General features: G+C 36.8%; 14 protein-coding genes. 5 read left to right on the forward strand and 9 right to left on the reverse strand.

The window, feature by feature from the left end; genetic code table 11:
- The first annotated feature begins 103 nt into the window (after window positions 1–103).
- Entirely contained in the window at window positions 104–958 is an 855-nt protein-coding gene (locus Q0505_RS01035; protein WP_299207846.1) for a DUF2971 domain-containing protein, read from the forward strand.
- 554 nt (window positions 959–1,512) lie between these two features.
- A complete protein-coding gene (locus Q0505_RS01040) occupies window positions 1,513–2,160 on the forward strand; it encodes a hypothetical protein (protein ID WP_299207848.1) in 648 nt (215 codons plus the stop codon).
- A 180-nt stretch (window positions 2,161–2,340) separates the two neighbouring features.
- On the opposite strand, the gene Q0505_RS01045 is transcribed toward Q0505_RS01040, so the two are convergent.
- The 7 genes from Q0505_RS01045 to Q0505_RS01075 form a co-directional block, all read right to left on the reverse strand.
- On the reverse strand, window positions 2,341–3,099 hold the full coding sequence (locus tag Q0505_RS01045; RefSeq protein WP_299207903.1) for a LytTR family DNA-binding domain-containing protein: 759 nt from the start codon (window positions 3,097–3,099) through the stop codon (window positions 2,341–2,343).
- A 164-nt stretch (window positions 3,100–3,263) separates the two neighbouring features.
- Entirely contained in the window at window positions 3,264–4,400 is a 1,137-nt protein-coding gene (locus Q0505_RS01050; RefSeq protein ID WP_299207850.1) for an amidohydrolase family protein, read from the reverse strand.
- A gap of 59 nt (window positions 4,401–4,459) precedes the next feature.
- The gene (locus tag Q0505_RS01055; protein WP_299207852.1) at window positions 4,460–4,795 is read right to left on the reverse strand and encodes a 2TM domain-containing protein; all 336 of its coding nucleotides are present in this window, start codon (window positions 4,793–4,795) and stop codon (window positions 4,460–4,462) included.
- A 46-nt stretch (window positions 4,796–4,841) separates the two neighbouring features.
- On the reverse strand, window positions 4,842–5,186 hold the full coding sequence (locus Q0505_RS01060; protein WP_299207854.1) for a 2TM domain-containing protein: 345 nt from the start codon (window positions 5,184–5,186) through the stop codon (window positions 4,842–4,844).
- Window positions 5,187–5,233: 47 nt separating this feature from the next.
- Window positions 5,234–5,578 carry a 2TM domain-containing protein gene (locus tag Q0505_RS01065; RefSeq protein WP_299207856.1) on the reverse strand — a complete coding sequence of 115 codons (345 nt, stop codon included), beginning with the start codon at window positions 5,576–5,578 and terminating at the stop codon, window positions 5,234–5,236.
- The gene (locus Q0505_RS01070; protein ID WP_299207858.1) at window positions 5,578–5,877 is read right to left on the reverse strand and encodes a 2TM domain-containing protein; all 300 of its coding nucleotides are present in this window, start codon (window positions 5,875–5,877) and stop codon (window positions 5,578–5,580) included. The genes Q0505_RS01065 and Q0505_RS01070 overlap by 1 nt, the downstream gene beginning before the upstream one ends.
- Window positions 5,878–5,889: 12 nt before the next feature.
- Window positions 5,890–6,171 carry a 2TM domain-containing protein gene (locus Q0505_RS01075; protein WP_299207860.1) on the reverse strand — a complete coding sequence of 94 codons (282 nt, stop codon included), beginning with the start codon at window positions 6,169–6,171 and terminating at the stop codon, window positions 5,890–5,892.
- A 489-nt stretch (window positions 6,172–6,660) separates the two neighbouring features.
- Between Q0505_RS01075 and uvrB the strand changes: the two genes are divergently transcribed.
- Window positions 6,661–8,661 carry an excinuclease ABC subunit UvrB gene (gene uvrB / locus Q0505_RS01080; protein ID WP_299207862.1) on the forward strand — a complete coding sequence of 667 codons (2,001 nt, stop codon included), beginning with the start codon at window positions 6,661–6,663 and terminating at the stop codon, window positions 8,659–8,661.
- Between the two features lie 282 nt (window positions 8,662–8,943).
- On the forward strand, window positions 8,944–11,568 hold the full coding sequence (locus Q0505_RS01085) for a CHAT domain-containing protein (protein ID WP_299207864.1): 2,625 nt from the start codon (window positions 8,944–8,946) through the stop codon (window positions 11,566–11,568).
- Here the strand turns inward: Q0505_RS01085 and Q0505_RS01090 are convergent.
- Together Q0505_RS01090 and Q0505_RS01095 are read right to left on the reverse strand one after the other, a co-directional pair.
- On the reverse strand, window positions 11,551–12,261 hold the full coding sequence (locus Q0505_RS01090) for a tetratricopeptide repeat protein (protein WP_299207866.1): 711 nt from the start codon (window positions 12,259–12,261) through the stop codon (window positions 11,551–11,553). The two genes, Q0505_RS01085 and Q0505_RS01090, sit on opposite strands and share 18 nt — an antisense overlap.
- Complete coding sequence (locus Q0505_RS01095; RefSeq protein WP_299207868.1) at window positions 12,254–12,814, reverse strand: sigma-70 family RNA polymerase sigma factor; 561 nt, start codon at window positions 12,812–12,814, stop codon at window positions 12,254–12,256. Before Q0505_RS01095 ends, Q0505_RS01090 begins: the two co-directional genes overlap by 8 nt.
- Window positions 12,815–13,027: 213 nt before the next feature.
- On the opposite strand from Q0505_RS01095, the gene Q0505_RS01100 reads away from it, so the two are divergent.
- On the forward strand, window positions 13,028–15,328 hold the full coding sequence (locus Q0505_RS01100) for a tail fiber domain-containing protein (RefSeq protein WP_299207870.1): 2,301 nt from the start codon (window positions 13,028–13,030) through the stop codon (window positions 15,326–15,328).
- Window position 15,329: the final 1 nt, after the last annotated feature.

A 15,329-nucleotide genomic window follows, 5' to 3' on the forward strand; every position in this document is an offset into this window, starting at 1 on the left:
CAGAATTCAAATTCATTCCTAGAGCAGCTTAGAAAAACTTATATTTAGAAAAATATTGGCAGTTTTGAGACAGACTGACGTTGCAAGCCATAAAGAATAAGAGATGTCCAAAAAGATATTTAGACTTCATACGAGTAAGGTTGAAAATGATTGGTTTACATCATCAATTCAGCCAGCACATTTTGACGTGTTTGGTGAAAAAATTGAATCAAAACCACGATTTGATGACAATACTATTATCTGGCGGTATCTTGATTTTAGCAAGTTTATTGCACTTTTAGAAACAAAACAATTACACTTCACTCGATTAGATGACTTTTATGACAAATTTGAAGGAGCATACCCACCTTCTGATTATGAAAGATTTTTATCTGATGACTTCTTAGCAAAGATTGAAAAATCATTGCTTTCACAACTAATTGACATTTTGGTTCGCCTAGGCAACTTTGCATCTTGTTGGCACATTAACAATTATGAAAACTATGGAATGTGGAAGTCTTATATTAACACTAACGAAGGAGTTGCAATAAAGACTACTGTTGGCAACCTTATGAAAAGCCTCCAAAATTCAAAAAATTCAATTGTATATGGAAATGTGGAATATGTAGATTTTAACAAGTTAGACATCAGAAAGTATTTTGAACACAAGAAAAGAAATGGAGTTCAAGTTATGCCAATTCCATCATTCTTTAAAAGAAAAAGCTTCTCATTTGAAAATGAATTTAGAGCAGTTATTTATTTTGAATTTGGAATCACTAATGCAAATTTGATAAATCAAGACTACATAGATAATCTAATTAAATCACAGAATCGTTTTTATCAAGAACCCATAAACTTAGATGATTTTTGCAGTGAAATTTATATACATCCAGATTCACCGAAATGGTTTGATGTTTTGGTTAGAAAAGTAGTGGATAGATACAAGATAAATCCAGTAATATTAAAATCTGAAATATAAAATACGGCTTACAACACCGGTAACCGTTGCACACCTCCATAATTTTGATAAAAACGACTCATTCTGAGCCTCTCTCCCGAGGCTTTTTTTATGCCATCTGATATTCAGGTCTGATTTAAAAAACGGTTATATAAAGTAAAATCGCTTGTCAAAAGTGATTTTATAAAATCCAGACAAAAGCCTCTTTCCTATCCCACTTTTTACCTTTTTATGAGTAAATTTGAGATACTTCTTCAAGTTATACGCTATTGAAGATAAGCGCATTACCTTATTAGCTTGATATATTCCTATCGTATTGATCTTCCTCAGCTCCATAAATTGAGCCATTTTACAATTCCAAAAAAAGCTATGCTACCTCTTTAAACACCTGTAAAAATTAGTTGAAGGAACTCGGTCATTTAATTGAAAACTATTGGATAATTTCCCTTGATCATTCTTAAATCGTTGCATACCACAAGTTACTAGTTTTATGTATTTTAGCAAAACTTGTGTAATAGGCACCACATATAAAATTATTACCTATCTATTAAGCACAAACTCCTTTTACCTAAAATATGAACAAATCATTTCAATTATTTATAATAGCCATTTTAATTTCAAGTTTCTCGTTTTCCCAGAATCAAGAGCCTAACCTTAATGATATCAAATATTTTGATGAAAATTATGATCCAATTTCAAAAACGGAATATGAAAAAAGAAAATGGAAAAACTACACAATACTAAGTATTCAGGGAGATTCTATCAATCATAAAATACTCTCGGTACGAGAAAATCAGGGGACTTTACTAAATAGAAGCTATTTAGATTCATTACTAACATTAGCATCAAATAGAAAAATTGATTCAACAAAACCGTTAGTTATCATTTATTATCCAGGTAAAGACCCTTGTAATTCAAGTGGTACTGCAACTAGAAGGACAAGAAAAAGTTGGTATAATCAGATGGAAAAAGGAATTAATGAAATAACAGAATCAAATATAGTCTATGTCTATAAAGAAATTGATGGGTTATTTGGTAGAAACGACGGGTTTAAAGAATGGATTAAAGACCCAAAACAAACGATAGAACGACTTTTTTTCAAACGGCATTATCCGTGTAGCAGCTTTGTTGTTGTTTCCGAAAAAGGAGAATTTATAAGTTACTTTGGAGAATTTGCAAAAGAACAAATGTATAAAGCCGTTAAAATAGTTACAGATAAATAAAATATCTGCTACAACTCCGTATAAAATTCATTTCTTGTCCTCACCTACTTACAAAATTCTCCCACGCCCAAAAGCGTGGCAAGTCTGGATTTTAAATTTGGTTTTCATTTGCTGGTTAGATGGATAAAAATGTAAATTAGCCCTAAGTCATACAGCGCAGATATCTTCACTTCTTTATTATCAATCTATCCACGTTTTAAAATCCTTTACACGCTCTCTACTCACGATAATTTCTTGCTCGTTCCAATGGTTTAATTTGATTTGTAAACGAGAATTGGTATAGGAAATAATGTCTTTAATCGCATTGATATTTATATAAAACTTTCGACTGACTCTAAAGAAGGTCTTCGGTTCTAACTCTTCTTCTAGCTGTTCTAAAGTCGTATCCAATAGATAATTTCTTCCTTCAGTAGTACCGACATAGGTGCCTTTATTTTCGCTGTAAAAGCATTCAATTTCATCGACAGGAATCATCTTCAAGTGTTGTCCAATTTTTGTAGTGAAACGTCTTTTATATTCGCGTTCTACGGCGGTAACACCTAATAGCTTTTTGATATCTTCAAAGTTAAGGGCAACATCTTGATGTTTGGGAATGCGCTCTTTATATTTCGCGACAGCTTTCTCTAAATCCTCGTCATCAATAGGCTTTAACAAATAATCAACGCTATTTAACTTAAAAGCTTGTAAAGCATATTCGTCAAATGCTGTGGTAAAAATAATAGCGCTTTTCACTTCCACTTGATCAAAAATCTCAAAGGACAAGCCATCTGACAATTGGATATCTAAAAAGATCAAATCTGGATGTGCATTCTTTTGAAACCACGCTACCGCTTCTTCTACAGAATGCAACATTTCATTGACGGTAACATCAAGTTCGGCAAGCATTCTATGCAATCTACGTGCAGAAGGTTTTTCGTCTTCTATGATCAATACATTCATCATAATCGTGTATGCTATCTGTTTTTATAAAAGTATGTTACGTTTGAAACAACATCTAATCGTTGTTTATAAGCTATTCGTTTTGATTTCTTTTTTGCTTTCGCGAAAGCGAACACCTGTAAAATTACTATTTAAAAATAGTTTTTATAGATGTTTGCGTAGGATTATTTTTCAACGACAACTCCTGCTTTCCAAATAATTTCTATACTGGAAATATGTTCCATAGTCTCCAACGGACTTTTTGAAAGTAATAATAAATCGGCGATATATCCTTCTTTGACAAAGCCCGTTTTTCCTATATCAAATTTTGTAGCGGGTAATGACGTAGCACTTTTTAATACATCTACAGCAGGGATTCCAGCTTTGCTAAAGAGTAGTAATTCTTTATACAAATCGCTACCCATGTTGATATTCGCATTTGGGGGATCTGTTCCTGCGAGTATAGGGATTCCAGCATCATAAAGTCGTTTTACTTCTTTTAGAATTTTTGCTTCGACTTCGGCAGTTTCTTCTTCGTTTTTTCCAAAAAATAGGGGTTGCACCAGTACATTGGTCAGCACTGTAGGAATCACGAAGAAATCTTGATTTTTAACGAGATCGTCCAAATGTTCTTGAGGCATCTCTATATCGGTCCAGATGTGGACTAAACCATCGGCTCCGTTTGACACTACTTGATAGGCGTCTTCTTCTTTTGAGATATGTACGACGGCAACTTTATCATTGGCATGCGCTTCTTCTATCACTGCTTTTGCAGTCTCTTGGGAAATGGTCTCTTTCCAAGGCTCCACTATAATTTTAATATGATCTACACCTGCTGCTACACGATCTGCGACCCATTGTTTTGCATCTTCTGGCTTTTCTAATGTAGGGACATCAAATCCATATTGTGTCCCGTGACCGCCAGGTGCTGTGGCTGCATATCCAGCTCTGTACAATCTTGCTGTATTGGGCTGATCGCGCATCGCCGTCATATACTGTTGTACAGGTTCATATCCGTGCATATCTAATAGATTAAGCACTCCTGCTTTTGCGGCTTCCTGTAATTGTGTAGCGATAAATGCGTGTACATGAGCATTGGTCAATGCAGGCATTAAAAATTTATTCTTCCCATCTATGATCGTATAATCCCCTTTGATCCGTTTCCCAACTTTTGTAACGACACCGTTTTCTACAAGAACAGACGTTTTTTCTATCACCGTTTCTCCATCAAACAAGGTCACGTCCTTAATCACAAAAGATGCTTGTGCGTGAGCTCCTAAAAAAGTGAAACACATAAGGAAAAGGATACTATATACTTTCATACTACTATTTTTTGATTGATTATTTGTTTTCATTCCCTCGAAGGAGAGAATCCATGATGTTACTTTTTAATGATATGTGTAGAATCTTCCTCCTCTTCTTCCATATACTCTTTGATTTTACGCGCTTCCCATTTCTTATAGAAGAAATTAAAACGGAATCCCTTAAATACATATAACCAATGTAAGAACAAGCCGATTCCCCATAAGGTCGGTGTTATTAAACGTGTCCAAAAAGGGATATACGAAGTAAACATTCCATCATCAAAAACACCTGCGTAAAATAACTGCTCTATGGTACAAAAAACAATATAAGCAAAGAGATGTGTATACCACGCTTTTTCATTTTCTACCTGCTTCTTAGCACGCTCATACTTTTTTTCATTCATATCTTCCATTGATCCTTATTTAAGCATTTCTATTCATTCCCTTGGAGAAGGGAATCTATTCCTTTTTCTTTCTAATATTTCGTGTAAAATCTTCTTCCTCTTCTTCCATAAACTCTTTGATTTTACGCGCTTCCCAATTTTTATAAAATTGTATAGAACGTATTTTTTTAAACGTTTTTAGCCAATGTCCAAATAAACCGATACCCCAAAAGAAAGGTGTTGTAAAATGAACCCACCACGGCATATACCCTGTGATTCTTCCATCATCAAAGAGTCCAAAATAAAAAAATTGTAAACATATATTGACAATGAGGTATACAAAAAGATGTGTGTACCATCCTTTCTCATTTTCTACCTGCTTTTTTGCACGTTCCAGTTTTTCTTGATTACTATGTTCCATTATCATCTTTGTTGAGTATTCTTTTTCATTCTCTTAAATAAAGAAATCTATTTAGTATATTTTCTAATCGTATGTGTAAAATCTTTTTCCTCCTCTTCCATATACTCTTTAATCTTGCGCGCTTCCCATTTTTTATAAAACCCATCAAAACGCAACTTTTTAAAAGCATAAAACCAATGTATAAATAGATTAAGTCCCCAGAAAAATGGTGTTGTGATACGTACCCACCAAGGAATATAATCTGTAAACTTTCCTCCGTCAAAAATACCTGCATACAATAATTGCAATACAATATTCATAACCAGATAAATAAAAAGATGTGTATACCACTCCTTTTCAATACGTACCTGCTGCTTCGCACGTTCTAGTTTTTCTTGATCTATATGTTCCATTAAAACCACGTTGAAGATTCTCTATTTTCTTTTTCCATTTGCTCTTTGATCTTACGTTGTTCCCAGTTTTTTCCTAAAAACAAGTCGGTTCCAAAAAGTTTAAATGCTTCGATTCCGACTCCTAATCCCCAAAATCCTACGATCCATAAAAACCAAGGATATCGCAATCCGTTTGAGTAATAATTGAAGCCTAGAAACAAGAGTCCAAATAAAAGGAAACCTCCTAACTTCCCGTAAAATCTTTTGAGTTGAGCGACTCTCTTTCTCGCTCTTTCGTATTTATTTTCTTGATCTTCCATAATTTCTATTTTTTAAAATTCATCATCACGTAACAATTCATCTATTTTGCGTTTCTCCCAATCTTTATTAAACAATGGGTTCCATCCAAAGGTTTGCGCTCCGTGACTGAATACACCAATTCCCCAACCTACTATCGGAAATATTGCCCATGGAAAAGAAGTTGTATAGTAATTTATAAAAATAAATACAGGTACCATAATGAGATAGCTAATTAAGTGCGTGTAAAACTCTTTTAATTCGGTGACGTATGCTTTAGCTCTGTCATATTTATAATCTCTTTGTGTATCGTTCATGAGTTCTATGTTTTTGTTTGATGGTGTAAAGATGCTATAAACCGCTCTTGTTAAAAAGTAAGAATCACCGAATTGTAATTTTTTAAGGATGAATTGTCGTTAGAAGCTAGAAGTTGAATACTAGGGCTATGAAGTTGGGTGCTGAGAGCTAGAAATTAAAAATAGCGTAGTACTCTAAAATAGAACAATACTCTATTTTTTAAATATTCGTTTTTACGCTTTCGCGAAAGCGTATATTTTGATAACTAATCTTATAAGAGTCTTCCTTCCAAGAAAGGCGCTGTGCTGAGTTTGCTGAAGTAAGGGCTAGGGAGGTGTTTTTATGTATTCATACCCACGAAGGCAAGTATCCCATTGATCAATAATCTCCAATCGTTAATTTTCACTTCGTCATTCAGAGTTCGTCGTTTAAAATCACATATAATATGCAGGTTGATTCCGCTTTCGCGAAAGCGTAAAAAACCCTATTTTAGCATGACGATTTTGCTTATGAAATTTAAACTACAATCCGACTTTAAACCTACTGGAGATCAACCTACTGCGATTCAATCGCTTGTGGAAGGTCTAAATGCAAAAGAACCGTACCAAACCCTACTTGGTGTGACGGGAAGTGGAAAAACCTTTACCATTGCAAATGTGATTGAACAGGTACAAAAACCTACGCTGGTATTAGCTCACAATAAAACACTAGCTGCTCAATTATACAGCGAGTTTAAGGCATTCTTTCCTGAAAATGCGGTAGAATATTTTGTCTCTTATTACGATTACTATCAGCCAGAAGCCTTTATTCCGTCGTCGGGTGTGTATATAGAAAAAGATCTTTCTATTAATGAAGAGATTGAGAAAATGCGATTGAGCACCACCTCTTCCCTACTTTCGGGAAGACGCGATGTATTGGTCGTGGCATCGGTATCTTGTTTATATGGTATTGGAAATCCCGCCGAGTTTCAGAAAAACGTGATTGAAATCAAACGAGATCAAGTGATTGCGCGTACGATGCTCTTAAAAAAACTTGTACAAAGTTTGTATAGTCGTACCGAAATGGAATTTAATCGCGGTAATTTTAGAATCAAAGGAGATATCGTAGAGATTTTTCCTGGGTATGCAGACATGGCATTTAGAGTTCATTTTTTCGGAGATGAAATTGAAGAAATAGAAGCTTTTGACCCTAAAACGACGGAGGTGATTGAGACGTATGAAAACTTACGAATCTATCCAGCGAATATGTTTGTGACCTCACCAGACGTACTTCAAGGGGCAATCAATCAGATAGGAGAAGACCTTGTTAAACAAGTCGATTACTTTAAAGACATCGGTAGACATCTGGAAGCAAAACGTCTGGATGAACGCACCAATTTTGATTTGGAGATGATTCGCGAACTCGGCTATTGTTCAGGGATTGAGAATTATTCTCGCTATTTGGACGGGAGAGAACCTGGTACCAGACCTTTCTGCTTACTCGACTATTTTCCAAATGATTACCTCATGGTGGTCGATGAGAGTCACGTAACCGTTTCTCAAGTGAGTGCTATGTATGGTGGAGATCGAAGTCGTAAAGAAAATCTTGTAGAATACGGATTTAGATTGCCTGCCGCGATGGATAACCGTCCGTTGAAATTTGAAGAATGGGAAGCACTACAAAATCAAGTGATCTATGTTTCTGCAACGCCCGCTGATTATGAATTACAAAAATCTGAAGGTACGTATGTGGAGCAAATCATACGTCCTACAGGATTACTTGATCCTATTATAGAAGTTCGTCCTAGTTTGAATCAAATAGACGACCTCATTGAAGAAATTAATAAAGTAGTAGCGAGAGATGAGCGTATTTTGGTCACCACCTTAACCAAACGTATGGCGGAAGAGTTGACCAAGTACCTTTCTCGTATTGACATACGTACGCGATACATTCACTCTGATGTAGATACGCTAGAGCGTGTGGAGATTATGCAAGATTTGCGTAAAGGATTGTATGATGTGCTCGTGGGTGTCAATTTACTACGTGAAGGATTGGATCTTCCTGAAGTATCACTCGTGGCGATTCTGGATGCTGATAAAGAAGGTTTTTTACGGAGTAACCGTTCCTTAACGCAAACCATAGGACGTGCTGCACGTAATATTAATGGAAAAGCTATTATGTACGCAGATAAGATTACCCGAAGTATGCAAGAAACCATTGATGGAAGTGACTACCGAAGGAATAAACAAATTGCCTACAATACCGCCCACGGACTCAAACCAGAGGCGATTATAAAGAGTTTGGATAATGCGCTTACGCGAAAGGCAACGTATTCGCTAGAAGCTGAAAACCTCATCAATCTCGCCGCCGAAGATGCTGCCACCTATCAAACCAAACCTCAAATAGAAAAGAGTATCAGAGACACCCGCAAAGCGATGGAAACAGCTGCCAAAGAACTTGACTTTATGCAAGCGGCAAAACTTCGCGATCATATCAAAGCACTACAAGAGAAGTTGAAGGAGTTGGTGTAAGGGTTTCTGATTTTTTACGCTTTCTAGGAACATAGTGACGCAGAAGTTTATACTGAGCGGAGTCGAAGTACGAAAGCGTGTAAAGAAATATAGTAACGTAAAAGTTTATACCGAGCTAAGTCGAAGTACGAAAGCGTGTAAAGAGATATTTACACATTACATGGAGTTACCTCAAAGCACTCCAAGAAAAATTGAAGCAATTCGCTTAGTGTATTTAAGTTATTAAGTTGTTTGTATATTAGTATATCACTTGATACACGCTAATAAACCTAGACTTTCAAAATGCACGCTCGCTTCCTATCGAGATTTATCCTTTTTTCTATTCAGTTTATGCTGGGTTGTATCTGGTGTACAACCATACTTGTTGCTCAAACGTCATCTCCTCCTCAGAACCAAGTAGATCGTGAACTCGCTGACAATTATTTAGCGCAAGCGAAAACAGCATTGCGAGAGAGAGATACCGAAACGGCACTTCCGTTAATTCATAAAACAGATTCTTTATATCAACAACTAGAACTTGCGCAAGAAGTTGTTGAAGTCAAAATTCTGGAACATAGCTGTTTTCTTTTTTCAAAACCCGTATCACAATGGGGAAATCCGTTATACCAAGCCTTACCTTTTGATAAAGCGCTGAAGCAACCTAGTATGACGAAGGTAAAATTATATGCTGCGTTAAGTAAGAATGCAAATATGAACAACCAGCCTATTATTGCTCACTATTACGGATCAAAAGCGCTTAACTTACTTCAAGAAGGTGATATAATCCAAGACCCAGAGTATCTTACCTACTATGTATCTACCTTATATAGAATGGGAAAAGTAGAAGAATTCCAGCATAATTATAAGAAGGCGGAAGATTTCTATATGCAATCCCTAGAAAAAGCAAAGCAACATAAAGCACCATTATACTTAAGTTATGGAGGGCTTTTTAAAATGTATACCATCACCAATCAGCATCAAGAGATTGCTAACATGGTTAAAGAATTTGAAACTGAAAACTTTGCACACACCCAACCCCTATTCTTTGTGTACGATTTTTATAGCCATCATATAGATTATCTCATAAAAAATACGCTTTACGAAGAAGCACTGAATCAATCTTTAGCCTTAAAAAAACTGATTAGTACGGATGCCTTTAAATCTCACTTTTCTGAATGGTTTTTAAGCGAACGTATCGCCGATATTTATAATGCTCAAGGAAACTATCAAAAAGCGATCAATGAGTTGCTAGGTACCAAAGCCCTACAAGAATCGCTGGAATATAGAAACGCAGAAAGAGCAGGACTTTTTATTAAACTAGCTAAAAATTATCTGGACCTTAAGGATTATAAAAACGCCCAATATTATAGTGAAGAAGCGCTTATTTTGAATACTGGGGCAGAAAAAGTTACCACTTCTTTTCATACCCCTCTTGATCTCAACAACATCGAGAAAGCTCATAAAAATATACTGCTCGATAATCTATTATTTAAAGCCCAACTCGCCGAAGCATTATATACCAAAACAAAAGACAGCACGTATCTTAAAACGAAAAGAAAGTCCTACGAAACAGCGCATGAGTTGATTAAATTAATGGGTGGAATTAGTGATGAAGATGCTTTTCTGGATGAAGCCCAATTCAAAAATGTATACGGTAATTTAATGCAGATCTATCAAGAAGAGTGGAAAACGACAGAAACTAAAGAAACGTTTGAGAAAGCACTACAATTACGTTTAGAAAGCCAATATGTGACCATACTCAATGAGCTTAAAAGTGCACAAAAACGCAAGGAGATTACCTCAATTCCATTTATAAAAAACCTGAGAGCAACCTATCAAGGATATAATACGGTATTTTATTTCTGGGGACAAGATGCTATCTATGTGCTCAACGAAAATGAAACAACACAATACTTTGATAAAATCCCACTGACAACAGTACTCGAAGACGCTATCAACGAAGTCAGTTCTGGAGTTCGGAAAATAGAGACCCCCATAAACAAGAAAGCACATCAACTGATATACAAAACACTCTTTGAAAAATATATCCAACCTGATGCAAAAACGGCGATACTGCTGGATGATAAATTACATCTTATTCCTGTAGCATCTTTATGGATGGAAGATGAAGGAACCTATCTATTACAAAAAACTCCTGTGGTGCATATCACAACCACCATACGCCAAAAAGAAACAACAACATCCCATCAGGCATTATTAATGGCTCCTTTTGCTACACAGCAAGGGATTTTTAATAGCCGCCTTACCAAAAGTGCTGACGAAATCAAAGCGATCGGACAGTATTTTAATCACGATGCCTATATAGATCAATACGCCTCAAAAACAGCATTCCTCGACAAAGTAGCTACGGCTTCTATCATTCATCTGGCTACGCATGCTGTTGCAAATACAGAGAATCCATTACAAAGTCACATTCAGTTTTATGAAGAAGAAATCATAGACCCAGCACAGACGAGTTTGACACTACCTGAAATTTACGGACTACAACTAAATGCATCTTTGGTCACTTTAAGTGCTTGCGAAACAGGTATTGGCAAAGAAATCAAAGGAAAGGGAATACAAAGTATGGCAAATGCTTTTACGCATGCTGGTGCCTCAAGTACCCTCATGAGTTTATGGAAAGTACCTGATACAGAAACCACGACGATTATGACAGGCTTCTACAAATATCTTAGCGAAGGAATGTCTAAAGATGAAGCACTTCAACAATCTAAACTAGATTACCTCAACTCCAATATGGATTATCCTACCTTGCAACATCCTTACTACTGGTCGGGTTTTGTGATTTCTGGAAATCCAACGGCTATTAGTCAGCAAGGAAGTCCTTGGATAAAAATCCTACTCATTGTCGGAGCTATCTTTCTATTCTTATTCCTGTTTAGAAAACGCCTATTCCAACGATTTTAATAGCGCTGTTGCATCTTTATTCTTAAAACTCGAATTAGTTTGAAGTAATGTATTTAAGTAACTTTTTGCGGCTTCTTTATTATCTAGTTTTAAATAACTCAATGCTAAGTACCACTGCGCTTCGGCATAGATGGTGTCTGTTTTTTTAATTTGAGACTTCAAGGTTTCGATGGCAGCTTCCGTTTGATCTATTTGTAGTTGGGCATTCGCTTTATATAGCGCGAGTATCGCCTCTGGTTTATCTTCCAAAAGTTCATTTATATGTACAATCGCGGTATCATAATCTCCGTCATCATACGCCATAAAGGCAAGTACTTTTGTCGTCTTTATAGTTTCCCCACGTACGGTGGGTTGTACTACATTTTTATACGGTTCAAAATAGTGAGCATACAAAGTTTCGGTAGAATTGATTGTATTCAAAAACCACAAGCTTCCTAACCCCATAAGCACTAAAATAGTTGCAGCTATCGACCATTTTCTCCATACAGATTGCTTTTCTTCTTTATAAAAAGACTGTAACTGTGATTTTGTCTGTTCATAGTCCGCTTTCGCGAAAGCGTAATGAAGTCCCTCATAAAAGGGAATATCCTTAGCAAAGGAAGGGTCTTTCTCGAGATACTCTTGGAACAATAATTCCTCGGATTCGCTTAAAGTACCTTTTAAATATTTTTGAATCAATAGATCTTTATCCATAACTGGGAGATTGAACGAGTGTCTTCAAACTTTTAAGACATCGGGATTTTTGACTTTTGGCTACATCCTTATTACTATAATCTAATTTCTCTACAATTTCTTCGAGACTAAAGCCTCGATAATAAAATAAATACAGGATTTCTCGGCATTTACCACCTAATTTTTCCAATGCTAACTGCATTTGATCACGCTGTTCATCCGTATGCATTGTCGCTTCAACTATGTCAGTCATTAGGGTTTGTTCTTGATACATTTCTGAGAAGTCCTCTACAAGATGTACTTTTTGTTGAGCACGCAATTGACTATAAATTAAATATTTACCAATACTAAACAAATAGGTTCTGAGTTCGCTTTTTAGATTGTCAAGTTTTCCCTGACGTGCATTATCTCTTAAGATAATAATGGCATCTTGATAAACATCTTCAGCCATAGAGGTTGTAATCGGATACTTCTTTGCATAACGTAAGAAAGCCTTGCGATGTGCAAGGTAGATGTCGCGTAATGCTTCTGGTCGATCTTCTTTTAATCCAGTAATAAGGCGTTGCTTTTTCATATTAGTGCATTACAGAAGATAAAGTAAACATCATCTTCCTTAAAAGTACTAAAAAAGTGTGTGTGTTCTAGAAACCAATGATACTCCACTTTATATTTTACAATCAAAACACTGATAATCAAAGTGCTAATTTTAGATTATTAAAAATATCAAATCTGGATGTTTACTTTTTAAAAACGAGAACACCAATGAGTAAACTAACCTGTGTCTTGTATGAAAACCTTTCAGAAATTATTATATGTGTGCTGTTGTGTACTTCCTTTCTATTTGGGAATGGCACAATCGCAGTCTATCAACTATAAAGCGATTATTCGCGACAATACTGGTAGTATTCTAAGCAACGACCTTATCATTATTCAATTTAGTATTCTACAAGGTACTGATCAGACAAACGTCTATACTGAAAATCATACCCCAACGACAGATGCTAATGGACTCATTGTTCTCAATATTGGAGAAGGAACGGTACTCAGTGGAGACTATGCAACGATAGACTGGACAGCAGACGATCATTTTTTAAACGTACAAATCAATACGGGAGGTGGTCTTTTAGATCTGGGAACGACGCAGTTTCTCTCTGTACCCTATGCATTACACGCTCAAACAGCACAAAATGTAACAGGTTTAGAGGCGCTAGATGAAGGCAATGGTATCGGATGGCGATTGGTAGGTGTCGGTGATAATTCTAGTGAAGGTTACGGAGCAGTTGGATTTAATGCGATTGACCTCAGCGTTTCTGATGCTAATGGTGCAACCCTTGTATTTCCGTACGGTGCCACGGGAGAACACGCTTTTGCTACGGGTATCAACACGATTGCTACAGCTCCTCGTGCTATTGCTATGGGATTTCAAAACAGAGCCTCTGGTGCGAATGCTATGGCCATAGGCAGTTCAAATGTTGCTTCAGAAACCAATTCTTTTGCTTTTGGAGTTAATAACACAGCTTCTGGATCATCCTCTTTTGCAGGAGGTGCGAGTAATACTGCCTCTGGTTCTGGAGCTGTTGTTTTTGGTAGTACTAGTAATGCCATAGGTCTCGTTTCATTTGCTCAAGGGATAGGATTACATACAGATGCCTATCTATCTGTCGCTTTTGGACGTGGTAATATAGGTGGAGGAGACCCTTTAGTTTGGGTACCTACAGATCCTTTGTTTGAAATAGGAAATGGTGCTCCCGTGGGAAGTTCTGATAGCAATGCCTTAACCATTTTTAAAAATGGAAATATTGCTATGGCAGACTCCACGATCAGTGCAGATGGTACCACAGGAGAATTGGCCATTGCCTTAGGTCATAATACAACTTCTAATGGGCAATACACATTAACAGCTGGAGAAAGTACCCAGGCTAGTGGTCAAGGTGCTGTCGCATTTGGAAATCAAACTAATGCTTCTGGAGTAGCATCTTTTACTACGGGTCTTACGAGCATAGCAACTGCTACTGGCGCTGTGGCTATGGGGGCTTCTACGGAAGCATCAGGAAATGTTGCATTTGCCATCGGATCTAATACTGAAGCTACAAGTTTTAATTCAGTCGCCATGGGAAATAGTACTGTCGCTTCAGGATTTGCAGCAGTATCCACAGGTAGTCAGACAAGTGCTTCTGGTAGTAGTGCTTTTTCATTAGGACGTCAATCCAATGCATCTGGGGATCAAGCTATAGCTGGCGGGGATCAAACCATTGTACTTGGAGATAATGCCGTTGGTTTTGGCTTTGCTTCACAAGCTTTTGGGGACAATTCTTTTGCGATGGGAACAAGTGCTATTGCTCTCTCCGATTCTGAATTTGTGATTGGTCGTTATAACACACTATATACCCCTTCTACAAATGGAGTAGCAGGAACCGATAGAGTATTTGTGGTAGGCAATGGTACAAGTATTTCTAATCAAAGTAACGCTATGACCGTCTTGAAAAATGGCAACATCGGTGTAGGCACTTCCAATCCTCAAGAACGTTTACATATCGCCAATGGGCGCCTGCGTATTGGTTCTGAAACGGTAGAAGATACAGGAAACAATCGCTTGGAATGGAATAGTAGTTTGTTTCCAGATATCGATAATAGTTTTCAACTGGGTGGGTCAACACTTCGCTGGACAGCTGTTTGGGCAACAGACGGTACGATCAATACCTCAGATCGTAGAGAGAAAAAAGATATTCAAAATTTAAAATATGGCTTACGCGAAATTTTAAACCTCACCCCAGTACGTTTTCGCTGGAAAGCAAAACCAGAACAAGGCGAAAAACTAGGGCTGATCGCTCAAGATGTATTGGAGGTGATTCCAGAAGTCGTTAAAACACACGAACTAGTAGCTGTTGATGAAGAAGGAACCTTTGAGAAAAAAGAACTAGAGCGTTTAGGGGTGTATTACTCAGACTTAATTCCTGTGTTGATTAAAGCCATTCAGGAACAGCAAGAAATTATTGAGACACAAAAAGGAACCCTTGGAACACAAGAACATCTTCTTAAAGAGCTTGCCTTACGAGTATCTCTGCTAGAGAACAAACAAATCAACTAAT

It is taken from the genome of uncultured Dokdonia sp., from assembly GCF_937910895.1.
Lineage (GTDB): Bacteria > Bacteroidota > Bacteroidia > Flavobacteriales > Flavobacteriaceae > Dokdonia.